Source organism: Frankia sp. CcI156 (assembly GCF_001983015.1).
Classification (GTDB): domain Bacteria; phylum Actinomycetota; class Actinomycetes; order Frankiales; family Frankiaceae; genus Frankia; species Frankia casuarinae.
On sequence record NZ_MOMD01000039.1, the window covers coordinates 42,255 to 53,550 of the forward strand.

11 protein-coding genes and 3 pseudogenes are annotated in these 11,296 nt (G+C 70.3%); 5 read left to right on the top strand and 9 right to left on the bottom strand.

All coding sequences use genetic code 11. The features are described from left to right. Window positions 1–70: 70 nt before the first annotated feature. Complete coding sequence (gene tatA, locus CcI156_RS15375; protein ID WP_011436719.1) at window positions 71–355, bottom strand: Sec-independent protein translocase subunit TatA; 285 nt, start codon at window positions 353–355, stop codon at window positions 71–73. A 353-nt stretch (window positions 356–708) separates the two neighbouring features. On the opposite strand from tatA, the gene CcI156_RS15380 reads away from it, so the two are divergent. Together CcI156_RS15380 and CcI156_RS15385 are read left to right on the top strand one after the other, a co-directional pair. Continuing rightward, the gene (locus tag CcI156_RS15380) at window positions 709–987 is read left to right on the top strand and encodes a GlsB/YeaQ/YmgE family stress response membrane protein (RefSeq protein WP_011436721.1); all 279 of its coding nucleotides are present in this window, start codon (window positions 709–711) and stop codon (window positions 985–987) included. A 97-nt stretch (window positions 988–1,084) separates the two neighbouring features. Continuing rightward, window positions 1,085–1,768 (top strand): DUF2599 domain-containing protein, encoded by a 684-nt coding sequence (locus CcI156_RS15385; protein ID WP_076806408.1) that lies wholly within the window; start codon window positions 1,085–1,087, stop codon window positions 1,766–1,768. 77 nt (window positions 1,769–1,845) lie between these two features. Here CcI156_RS15385 and CcI156_RS15390 read toward each other — a convergent pair whose 3' ends face one another. Continuing rightward, entirely contained in the window at window positions 1,846–2,424 is a 579-nt protein-coding gene (locus CcI156_RS15390) for a TIGR03086 family metal-binding protein (RefSeq protein WP_051875312.1), read from the bottom strand. Window positions 2,425–2,447: 23 nt separating this feature from the next. Beyond that, entirely contained in the window at window positions 2,448–3,044 is a 597-nt protein-coding gene (locus tag CcI156_RS15395) for a TetR/AcrR family transcriptional regulator (protein ID WP_011436724.1), read from the bottom strand. A gap of 109 nt (window positions 3,045–3,153) precedes the next feature. Between CcI156_RS15395 and CcI156_RS15400 the strand changes: the two genes are divergently transcribed. Further along, window positions 3,154–3,828: an SUMF1/EgtB/PvdO family nonheme iron enzyme gene (locus CcI156_RS15400; RefSeq protein WP_076806410.1), complete on the top strand. Its 675-nt coding sequence runs from the start codon at window positions 3,154–3,156 to the stop codon at window positions 3,826–3,828. 77 nt (window positions 3,829–3,905) lie between these two features. Here the strand turns inward: CcI156_RS15400 and CcI156_RS15405 are convergent, their stop codons facing one another. Then, the gene (locus tag CcI156_RS15405) at window positions 3,906–5,252 is read right to left on the bottom strand and encodes a hypothetical protein (protein WP_254847451.1); all 1,347 of its coding nucleotides are present in this window, start codon (window positions 5,250–5,252) and stop codon (window positions 3,906–3,908) included. 504 nt (window positions 5,253–5,756) lie between these two features. Between CcI156_RS15405 and CcI156_RS15410 the strand changes: the two genes are divergently transcribed. After that, window positions 5,757–6,563, top strand: a complete 807-nt coding sequence (locus CcI156_RS15410) for a methylenetetrahydrofolate reductase (RefSeq protein WP_076806438.1) — start codon at window positions 5,757–5,759, stop codon at window positions 6,561–6,563. Window positions 6,564–7,164: 601 nt separating this feature from the next. On the opposite strand, the gene CcI156_RS15415 is transcribed toward CcI156_RS15410, so the two are convergent. Together CcI156_RS15415 and CcI156_RS15420 are read right to left on the bottom strand one after the other, a co-directional pair. Next, window positions 7,165–8,094, bottom strand: a complete 930-nt coding sequence (locus CcI156_RS15415) for a hypothetical protein (protein WP_076806414.1) — start codon at window positions 8,092–8,094, stop codon at window positions 7,165–7,167. After that, entirely contained in the window at window positions 8,091–8,606 is a 516-nt protein-coding gene (locus CcI156_RS15420; RefSeq protein WP_076806416.1) for a Tn3 family transposase, read from the bottom strand. Before CcI156_RS15420 ends, CcI156_RS15415 begins: the two co-directional genes overlap by 4 nt. 373 nt (window positions 8,607–8,979) lie before the next feature. On the opposite strand from CcI156_RS15420, the gene CcI156_RS15425 reads away from it, so the two are divergent. Next, on the top strand, window positions 8,980–9,507 hold the full coding sequence (locus tag CcI156_RS15425; RefSeq protein ID WP_011436730.1) for a DinB family protein: 528 nt from the start codon (window positions 8,980–8,982) through the stop codon (window positions 9,505–9,507). Window positions 9,508–9,673: 166 nt separating this feature from the next. On the opposite strand, the pseudogene CcI156_RS15430 reads toward CcI156_RS15425, so the two are convergent. The 3 pseudogenes from CcI156_RS15430 to CcI156_RS15440 form a co-directional block, all read right to left on the bottom strand. After that, a pseudogene (locus CcI156_RS15430) lies at window positions 9,674–10,191 on the bottom strand (IS5 family transposase); the annotation flags it as partial. A gap of 29 nt (window positions 10,192–10,220) precedes the next feature. After that, window positions 10,221–10,766 (bottom strand): annotated as a pseudogene (locus CcI156_RS15435) (transposase); the annotation flags it as partial. 311 nt (window positions 10,767–11,077) lie between these two features. Further along, window positions 11,078–11,296: pseudogene (locus CcI156_RS15440) on the bottom strand (ISAs1 family transposase); the annotation flags it as partial.

The window sequence follows — 11,296 nt, forward strand, 5'->3', positions numbered from 1 at the left end:
TGGGGCATCGAGATCCACCCTAGTCCGCCGCGACTCGCCCGGCCTCGCCGCGGGAAACGCTCAGCGGGCCTCAGGCGGACCGGTTCCCGGATCCACCCGTGGCCGGCGTGGCCGGCTCGGCCGACGGCGGAGTGTGGGGTGCGGCGGGCGCGGGGCCGGTGACCTGGGTGGGCGCCGCGGCAACGGCCGCGGTAGGGGCCGGCGCCTCGTCGTCGTGCAGGCCCTTGATCTCGGACTTGAAGATCCGCAGGGAGCGGCCTAGGGAACGGGCGGCGTCGGGCAGCCGCTTCGAGCCGAACAGCACGACGACGACCAGGATGATGATGATCAGTTCGGGAGCGCCGATGTCACCCACGGGAACCATCCTTCGGACGGGATCCGACGCACGGTCGGCCTGGTCCACATGTTACGACCGGCCGCCGCCCCGTTCGCAGCCCCGTCCGGTGATCGGGCCACGGCCGGGCCGATGATGCGGTGGCGCCCGGCCCGGTCCGGGAGGGCGCTCGACGGGCATCTCGACAGTCATCTCGACGGGCAGRCTGTCCGCTCGACGGGCAGGCTGTCCGCAGGACGACGTTTCGGATGTTGTTGGATGTTGTTTGACGAACCGGGTCGGTCGGGTATACGGCGGACGTCCTACTCCTCGATCATCGGTCGACCATGATCATAGGTCGGCCATCGATGATCATTATTGGTCGGAGGTCTTCCATGGTCTGGACCCTCGTCAGTTGGATGCTGCTTGGTCTCGTTGCCGGCGCGGTCGCGCGCCTGCTCGTGCCCGGACCTGATCCGATGAGTATCCCTGCGACGATCCTGCTCGGCATCGTCGGCTCGTTCGTCGGCGGTTTCCTCGGCTACGTCCTGTTCAACCGTGATCTCAGCGAGGGCGCGCTGCAACCGTCCGGCATCGTCGGCTCGATCATCGGGGGTATCGTCGTGCTGCTGGTGTGGCGGGCGGTGGGCCGCCGCCGTACGTTGCACCGCTGACGCTCGTCCCCGAGGCCGCCTCACGGCAGCCCGGTGCGGTGGGTTGACGCGGCGATAACCTGCGGAACCCACCCGCACCGGATCCGGGGGAACGCACATGGCGGGGACCGCAGGGAGCACCGCGTCCGGGATCGTGGGGGCGCGCCTGTGCGCGCTCCTCGTGCGGGTTCTGCTGGGCGTGCCGGCGGTGGGGCTGCTCGCCGTCGCCTGCGGCCCGGACACCCCGGCCGGTCCGCACGCCATCGCGGGGGTGCATCCCCCGGGCGGCCCGACTCCCGCGCACAGCCCGAGCCCCAGCCCCGAGGCGACACACAGCCCGCGGGCCGCCGGTGCCAGCACGCCCTACTGCGGCCCGAGCCGCTACGTCGAGGAGATCGTCGTGCAGCAGTGGGCGGACGGCCGGTTTCGCATCCAGGTGCGCCCCACCCCCGAGGGGCGGCGCGCCGGGGACCCCKGCCAGGTTGCCGCCGAGATCTGGCAGGCCGTGCAGGGGTGTGTGACGGGCCTGCGCGGCGAGGTTGCCGACAGTCTGCGTGACCAGCTGGCGTGCCATCAGAACTTCGCGCAGCTACCGGYGCTGAACGGCGGGAAGGGCTTCGCCACCGGCGAGACCTACGACCTGGAAAGCTGGCGGCCGGCGCCGCGTCCCGGCGGCATCCGGACATGGATCTCCACCCGCTGCGGGAACACCCTCGGCACCGATCCCCCCGGGCCACCGGCCAGGATCTACCGGCCGGACGGCGTACGCCCCCAGCGGACGGTCTCCGGCGAGCAGGCCTGACGGCGGGTTGACGACTTGGCGGTTGACGACTTGGCGCACGAGCCCGTGTGATCAGCCCCCACGTGATACTGCTGATGTCAGTTCCTCGGGGTCCAGCGGCGTCCGAGTGCGGCCAGGAGCCTGTCTTGGGGTGGGCTGTCGGCGGGCGCGGGCTGGGCGGCGGCATACATGCCGGTCGCGGCGAGCTGGCCACCGAGTGCTTCGACGGCGGGGAGCGTCGCGGTCACCGTGTCGGGATCGAGCTGGACGGTCTGCCCGATGGTGGTGGCCAGATCCCAGGCGTGGACGAGGGGCTCGATGACGGCGACGGTGAGGACCTCGTCCACGCTCCGGGCGCCCAGGGGGGTGTCCACGACGGTGGCCGGGTCCAGGGCCGCGAGGGTGCGTTCGGTGTTCTGGTGGGTGCGCTGCCAGGATGCGCCCGGATCGGGGCCGGCGAGGGCGGTGAGGAGGGCGGGATCGGTGACGGGCGGGCGGGGGCCGTGCCCGGTGAGCAGGCTGACGATCTGCTGCTGGCCGTCGATGACGTGGCCRGTCAACTGCCGCCCGGTCCACACCGGGCAGAGGGACGGGGCGTCCCACCGGTCGGCGGGCACGCGAGTGACGGCACGCGAGTGACGATGGTGGTGAACGTGTCGAGCGCACGGCGGTAGCACTGCAAGGAACGGGTCATGACTCCTTACTCCTTCCGCGGGGTGAGCAGGGGACCGAGCGTCCGCCAGGCGGCGTCGGCCAGGTCGTCGGCGACGAGCGTCGGGGAGCCCGCGGGGCGGGCGAGCCAGTGGCGGCTGTATTCCTGGGCGGGGCCGATCCACAGCGCGACGACGACCGCCAGGTCGGGCCGGTCGGACCAGCCGTGGCCACGCAGCCAGTCGGCCACCGCGGCGAAGAAGCCGCGGTTGTCCGCGGCGGTGCGCTCATCGATCGAGCCGCGCAGGACATCGACCGGCGCGGTCAGCAGCAGTCGGGCCAGCCGCGGATGCTCTTCCACCCACCGCAGATGGCGGGTGACCAGGCGGGTCACGCCATCACGGGGCCCGGTCGAGGTGTGCAGCTCACCCCACAGCGCGCCCTGATGATCGGCAAGACCMGCACCCACCACGGCCGCGGCCAGGTCCCCCCGGGTGGGGAAGTAGTGAAACAGGCTGCCGTTACTGACACCGGCCCGACGCCGAACCGCCTGCATGGACGTGGCCTCCCAGCCCTGCTCCAGCACGCAGGCCACGGCCGCGTCCACCAGCCGGGCCCGACTGGGCGCTACCCCGACACCTCTCATAACCCCGACACCTCCCATAGAGCACCACTCTAGAGTAACACTCTATACGGACGTCCCRCGATCCTACCGGGACTCTCCGTACGGACGAGCCTCGGTAGGATCGCCGGMCATGGACGCGGGCGTGGGAAACACGTTGATCTCCATCCCGCCGGGGCGGGTGACGCTGTCCGACCGGCGAACGCAGCGCAGCTGGTCGGTCGAGCTCGCGCCGTACTGTCTCGCGGCGTTTCCGGTCACCCAGGAGCAGTACGCGGCGGTCGGCGGCCAGCGGCCGAGTTCGGCCCACGGGGACCGGTTGCCCGTCGAGGGGGTTTCCTGGTGGGACGCGGTCCGGTTCYGCAACGCCCTGTCCCACCGCGACGGGATGGCGCCCGCGTACCGTGTCCAGGCCGACGGCGAGGGTGTCGAGTGGGACACCCGCGCCGAGGGGTACCGGCTGCCGACCGAGGCTGAGTGGGAGTACGCCGCCCGAGCCGGCACGAGCGGCCCGCGGTACGGGCCGCTCGACGACATTGCCTGGTACCGCGGCAACTCCCACGGGCGAATCCATGACGTGGGCGGCAAACAGCCCAACTCCTGGGGCCTGTACGACATGCTGGGCAACGTGTGGGACTGGTGCTGGGACCTGTACGACACCGAGGTCTACGGCACCTATCGGGTGCTGCGGGGCGGCGGGTGGTTCGACGAGCACTGGAGCTGCCGGGCCTCCGTACGCCGCCGCGGCCACCCGGCCTTCCACCTCGACGACGTGGGGTTCCGCGTCGCGCGTTGCGCCGTGCCCTGACCCACGTCGCATCCGTGCTCACGCACCGGTCCGTGTTGCCCGCCGGACGAGAGCGATCCTGATCAGGTGGGGCCTGATCAGGTGGGGTCGGGGCGGGTGGGGCTGGCGCGCACGGCGCGAAGCTCCGCRGTCAGTTCGTCGACCTGGCGTTCGGCGCGTTCGGCGCGGGCCCGGGCCTCGGCGCGGGCCTCGCCGATCACAGTGAGACGTTCGGCGGCGGCCTGACGTTCGCCGGCCAGGCGTGCCTCGCCCTCGAAGCGGACGCGGTCGAGTTCGGCCGCCGCCTCGGCACGCACCCGCTCGGCCTCGGCTGCCGCGGCGGCTCGGCCCTGGTCGAGCTGCGCCGCCGCCTCGGCACGCACGCGCTCGGCCTCGGCGCGTTCGCGGCGGATGTCCTCGCGCAGGGCGTCGCGTTCGGCGCGTAGCTCGGTGAGGGTGTGCGCGTCGCGTTCGGCGTCGCGCCGGGCCTCCTCCAGCCGCGTCGAGGCCTGCTCCCGGGCGGCGACGGCCTCGTCGATGCGCCGTGCGGCCTCGACGCGGGCCGCCTCGATCTCGGTGGCGGCGCGGGCGGCGGCGGCCTGGACCTGCGCGTCGGCCTCGACGCGGGCCGCCTCGGCGGCGTCGTTGGCCGCGCGGACCGTCTCGGCGGAGTGCTCGACCACCTGCCGCCTGGCCGCCTCGGCGGCGGCCAGGCGGGTCTCGGCGTCCTCCAGGGCGCTCACCGCCTCGCCGGCGACGGCCTCGGCCTCGGCGCGGGCCGCCTCGGCGGCGCGGGCCCGCTGCTCGGCGCGCACGGCACGGGCCACCGCCTCGGCGACCCGTTCGGCGGCTTCGGCCTCGGCCGCCTCGACGGCCGCCTCGACGGCGGTGACGTCGCCGAGGGCGGACATCTGCCGGCTGAAGGCGTCGAGGGTGCAGGTCAGCTCGGCGGCGAGGGCGCGCACCTGAGCGGCGAGGTCCTCGGCGCGCAGCCGACCGGCGGCCAGCGGCAGGGTGGCGAGGTCGGCCCGGGCGGCGGGCGTGCCGGCGGAGTCCGCACCGCCACGCCCGGCGAGCTCACGGCGGCGACGGTAGGCCGCGAGCCGGTTGTGCGCCGGGTCGTCGCAGTACGCCGGCGGGCGCCCCGGGCCTTCGGCGGGGGCGGCGGGTCGGGTACATCCCGGGAAGGCGCAGCGCGGCGCCGTCGCGGCGCGGGCCGCCGCACCCTCGGACCCGGCCGCACCGCCGGACGGCGCCGGGTGTCCGGACGGGGGCGCGCCGCCGGCCCCGCCGTCGTCCCCGCCGTCGTCCCCGCCGCCGCGGGCGCGGGTGCCTTCGGGGACCGCGTGGCCGGCCGCCGGGCCGGCGGTGGATCCCTCCGGCGTCGCCGGGCCGCCCCCAGCCCCCGGCGCTCCCCCCGAAGACGTGCCGGCCGCCKGGAGCACGGGTTCGCCGTCACGGGGACGCGGCGGCCGCATCGGCCCCACCGGTTCAGGCGGCTCCCGACGCTGGTGCGGCGGTCGTGGCACCCGAGACATGACCCATCCCCTCCACTTACATATCGTCGCAAGCGATGAAACGTTTGAAAAAACGTTATACCACGAAACGGAACGTTTCAGGGGAGCGCGTGGCATGGCGCGTCCTGACGCCCGATAAGCCTCCCTTCCCGGGCGTCAGAAAATGATCATCCCGGGATGGTTCCCTGTGACCKGCCCCGGTAGATGGCCGGGTTCCGGCCGCTTTGTTTGGCAGGGACCGCGCTGGCTCGGGTGCACATGGGCCTGGGGGGAATCGGACCAGCGCATGCGCCGACATGGTGATCCGGTCCGGTCCAACTTCAGTGGCACGAACTGCCGGTGGGCCACCTCGGACTGTTCCTACGGTGTGCTACAGCAGCGCAGCGCACCCGTGCGGTGTGGCTGTGGTCCGTGGAGTCCTATCCTGTCAGGATGCGCGAACCCACGGCGGGTCACGAACGCCCGGTGCGCGGCTTCGWGATGATCTGCGAGATCGAGCCGCCGACCCGGCCGGACCTGACCCACGCCCGCCACCAGATCGGCGTCCTGAGCCCCGTCACCGACGCGTTCCTGATCCCCGACAACCACATCGGACGCGCGACGGTGTCGAGCATCGCCGTCGCCCACGAGGTGGCGACGATGGGGGGACGCAGCATCGCCTGCGTGAACTCCCGCGACCGTAACCTGCTCGGCTTCCGCCGCGACCTGCTCACCGCCGCGGCCTACGGCGTCGAGGAATTCCTGTTCGTCCACGGCGACAAACCCACCGCCGGGAACCGGACCGGCGACCTGACCGTGCGCGCGATGATGGACGAGGCCCGCGCGGCCAGCGAGGATCCGGTCTTCGCGGACATGCCGGCGTTCCGGGTCGGCGCCGCGGCTGGCCTACGTCCACTGCCCACCTGGAAACGAGCGGCCGACTTCCTGTTCGTACAGATCAGCTACTCGGTGGACGCCCTGCTGCGCTGGCGCGACGCCCATCCGGTCGAACTGCCGATCTACGCCGGCGTCATGGTCCTCGCGAGCGCCGGGATGGCCCGCCGCCTCGCCGCGGCCATMCCMGACATCGACATTCCCGACGACCTCGTCCAAGCAGTCGAACGGGACCAGGCGGCCGGGGTCGAAGCGGCCTGCGACCAGGTGCTACGGCTGCGCGACAGCGGCGCCTTCGCCGGTGTGCACCTCGTCCCGGTTAGCCGCTACCGCCAGGTCGCCACCCGACTTGAGGACCTTCTCTAACCGCCCGGGCCGGAGTGAGTGACACAGGGCACCCCGACAGTGATTATTAGTACGAAGAGATGTCGATCTGTCGCAGAGCAACATCGTCGGGGGATGTGGTGGGTGGACGYCGAAACAGCAGGAGTGCCAGGAAAAGGGAGGGCTGGTGGAGGTGGACAGCTATGTTCGTTGTGCTGCCCGTCAGTCTGATCGTCCTCGTGGCAGCGTGCAGATCATCTTCTCAATCTCATGTGCCTAGCCCATCCCCCACAACCTCCGGAACGGAAGAGCATTCGAGTACTCCTACCGGCTTCGCGATCCCCACGCTACCCCAGCCGCATCCCACAATCGACCAGAAAAAATCAATCAATGGACAGATTCCTGGGGTCTCGGCAGCCGTTTCGCGCGGTGGTKGCGGCGGAATCCCGAGCGTGCGCCCCGAATCGGGGACTCCACCTCCTTCCAGTCCTCGGGTATCCCCGCCGGATGGCGATAATGCTCCCGCGGGAGGTGGGGGAACCGCGCCTTCCTCGCACATTTCCGGGGGCGGGTGAGACACTTTTCTCGCTTTCTTTTATATCGCACAATTCGGCCGGAAGAGTGGCCTGGCGGGAGTTTGTGTTTATGGGACGATGTCGACGCGGAGTCGGGTGGGGTCCTCGGTGAGGATGACGACGGGTGCGCCGTTGTCCTTCGTCCAGCTGGTGGGTAGCAGGAACCAGCGGTTGGCGCGGTAGGCCAGGACGTGCAGGCCGGTGTAGCGCCAGCGCCAGATGGTTTTGGCGGGTGTGAGGTCGACTTCGTCGACCTGGTAGTCCGGGCTTAACGGGAGTCGGTCGGTGCTGTAGACGATGGCTGCCGATCGTTGCCCGACGGTCGCGGCGATGCCGCGGGCAAGCTGGTTGCCTTGGCGATCGGCTTCGACGGAAAACCCCCAGAACAGGGCGATCAGCAGTGTCGCGGCGAGAGTGGCGCGGCRTAGTCGGGTCAGCGGGGCGGACATCAGCGGTGGGGGTGGTCCGCGGCGGGCGCGGCGGCGGCGTCGCCGGTGACACTGCTGTTCGGCTAGGTGGACGGCGTACTCGGTCAGCACGGCGGCCATGCCAAGCGCGACCGGCGCCACCCGCACAGGTATCAACTTCAGGTTGATCAGGTCGAGGCTGCCGGCTGCGGTCAGGAACAGCAGCATGGCAACCAGCCCGGTTGCGGGAGAGGCCCCCCGAGCGACGCGGGAGGTGGGGGGACGTCGGCGCAGCTGCCGGGTGAGCAGGGCGTGGCCAGCCAGGGTCAGCAGAACCAGGAAGGCGAGGAAGATCAGGGGACGGAAGACGACCTGGGCGCTGCGGAGCACCAGATCCTGGAAGGAGAAGTCCAGCTGGCTGACTTCGAGGCCGAAATAGCCGAACAGGGCCTGCGCACGGACGAAACCGAAGTCGTAGAGCAGCGCGGTGAGTACCGTTACCGGAGCCAGAACAATCCCGAACAGCTCCCCGATCCGGGTAAGCCACGCACCCCCGCTGTCTCCCCCACTTCCGGGGGCCGTCGGCGTCATCGACGAATATCCACAGAGGTGGGAAGAGTGACGTCGAGGCGGGTGACGGTCTGCTCGGGTGGGGTGGTGTCGAGCCCCCATTCACCGAAGCGGCGGACGTTCTCGCGGATGTACGGGCTGATGGTGGCCAGGTCGTCGGGTTCGACCACCTGCCCTTCGGCGACGAGCTGGTTAACGACATCGGTGATGTCCAACGCGTTCTGGTGGATCACGCAGTTCGCGGTCAGCTCGTTGAACTTGACGATCTTCTCGTGATGGTCGGGATCGTTGTGGCCGATCAGGTCCCCGCCGAACATCAGCCAGTCGGCGAAGCCGTGGAAGGCCTCGACCTTGCCCAGACGGCGCAGCAGCGTGACCGAGGAGCGGACGCCTTCCCGGATCGAGATCGCGGCGCGGATCAGATTCTTCCRGCCGGCCTCCGCCAACGTTTTGATCACCAGCCGGCCGGCGCGTTCGGAGACCTCCCCGATCGGATCGGCCGCCCCCGCAGCCTCCTCCTCGATCGATGCCACCAGCCACCCCGTACTACACCCCCGATAGTGATCGGCAGGATACCGAGCGACCCAACGCCGTACGCCACCGGGCTACAGCCGCCCGTTGCCCCTTTCTGCCGTATCTCGGTGGCCTCCCTACCAGGTCGGTTCCCCACAGATCCTGGTCGAGTGCGTTCGGAGACGCGCAAGAACAACGGTGTGACTCCACGTCGGCAGGAGCGCGTACCCGCGGCCGTCAGCGCGCCCGCTGGCCGCCCGCCACGGCTCGCGGTCATCGTCGAGATCCTACCGCACCGCCCGCGAAGTCCTCGTCATCGGAACCTGACCCAACCCGCGCACCAGACTTGATCACTCTCAGGCCCCGTCTTCGCAGCGCGCTACGGTTGCCGGCATGCAGCCGCCACCGCCACGCCCGCCGACACTGCGGGTCATGCAGGCCAGCACCGCAGGCGAACGCGAAACCCTGGAAGCGTTCCTCGACTTTTACCGGGATGTCCTCGTCCACAAGGTGCGCGGTGTCAGCGACCAGGACAGCGCACGCAGGATGCTGCCCTCGCTCACCACCCTCGCCGGCCTCGTCAAACACCTGACCGTGGTGGAGCGAAACTGGTTCGGTCGGCTGACCGACGACCCCGACACACTCCCGACCGGCCAGGAAGACACCAGCTGGGTGCTTGCCGACACCGACACCATCGACTCGCTGCTGGCGGCGTACGACCAGGCGTGCGCAGCCTCCCGAAAGGCCGCGGCCGGGTACGCGCTCGACGACATCGTCGCGACCCCTGTCTCCCGCCCCGACCTACCCCAGGTATCACTGCGGTGGATCTACATCCACATGATCGAAGAGACAGCCCGCCATACCGGCCACGCCGACATCGTGCGCGAGCTCACCGACGGAGCGACCGGCGTACTCGGGTAGCAGACAGCCCGTCGCTCCACCGGCCCCCGCGGTCCGTCGCCGCCGACGAGCTGGGGGTGGCCGTCAACGACGAGCGGGTCCGCCGGCAGGTGACCCGCGGCGGCGCCCACCATCTCGCGAAGATCGGYATGCTGCGACAGCTGGCCGGACAGGCTAAGAGCGTGTCTCACGTCGAGTGCGGGAGCTTCTTCCAGCAGGTGATCGCGGCAGCCAGGCAGAGGAACCCGAGGAAGTTGTAGCCGTTACGTTCATAACGCGGGCTCAGGCGGCGGTAGCCACCGAGCCAGGCCAGGGTTCTCTCGACTTTCCACCGGTGCCGGCCGAGGCGTTCGGTACTGTCCACACCACGGCGGGCGATCCGCACCGCGATMCCGYGCCGRCGCAGGAAACGCCGTMGTTCCGGCTGGTCGTAGGCCTTGTCCGCACGCAGCKTGGCCGGGTGGCGCCGCCRCGGGCCACGKCGGGAACGGATCGCCGGGATGCTGGCCACCAGCGGGACGAAGGCCCCGCTGTCGTGCGGGTTCGCCGGGGAGACCGCCACGACCAGCGGCAGCCCGCCCGCGTCGGTCAGGACATGGATCTTCGAGCCCGGTTTGCCGCGGTCGACCGGGTTCGGACCGGTCAGGCTTCCCCTTTTTTTGCCCGCAGGCTGGCCGCGTCCACGATCGCCGATGACCACCGGAGCGGCCACACGAGACACGCTCTATGTGCAGGTGCTGGCCCGGTTGACCAGCGGGCTGCACTTTCAGCGCCGGGATCTTCCCGCGGAGCCGGCCGCGGGCCAGCTCCGCCAGATACTCGGGGTTCCGCTCCCCGGCGATCATCTTCTCCAGGATCGCCCGGCCGGAGACTCCCAGCGGCTGGGAGGCGACGCTGGTGAGTTTCACCCCGGCGTCCTGCATCAGCTTCTCCAGCCGCTGGACCTCGCGGGTCTTCTCCTCCACGACCGTGCGCCGCGCCCGGGTGAGGTCGCGCAGGTCCCGGAACGGCTTCSGGGGAACGAACGACGGCCGGACCAGGCCGTGCGCGACGAGGTCCGCAAGCCACGCGGCGTCGGCCACATCCGTTTTCCGGCCTGGTACGTTACGGACATGCGCGGCGTTGAGAAGCCAGCATTCGAACTGGTCTTCCAGCAGGCGGAAGACAGGTTTCCAGTAAACCCCTGTTGATTCCATTCCCACGACCGTGACCTTGTTCTGGGCCAGCCAGTCCGCGAGGAGACCTAACGAACCCCCGGTCGTGGTGAACGTGCGGACCTCGACTTTCGGATGCGCCGGGATAAACCGGCCTTAGGATAAGGAGTAGCGATCCACGACGACCCCGAGCCATGTGGCTGCTTCCGCAAGGGGGCGGCTGAAGCGTTGGTAGGGGCACGTGTAGGCCAGGCTATTGAGCCGCGAAATGAGAAGRCCGGGTGCGCCGACGTGGTMGAAAGCACGGAAGGCAACACCGTCGCGAGCGCTAGACGCGAGTTCGGGACGGGCCCCGCGYGGTCGGAGAACCATGGCATGCACGGAATCCTCAGGCACGAGAACCGGGAGATCCCGTACCCGCAGGGTGACCCGCAAAGTCATTGATGCAGGTCAGCGGGGTTGTCGAGAGTGAGGATGGCCAGGAGCAGGGCGTTGTCGTGTCGGATTCTGCGGATGGTCGGGGCGATGCGGTTATGGCCAGCGAGGCGAATCAGCCCGATGATCAGGTTACGGAGTGTGGTCATGATGCGGGGCAGTGGGCCGGTCCGAACCCGCGAGGCATCCTCACGGAACGTCACATCGCGCACCCAGTGGAC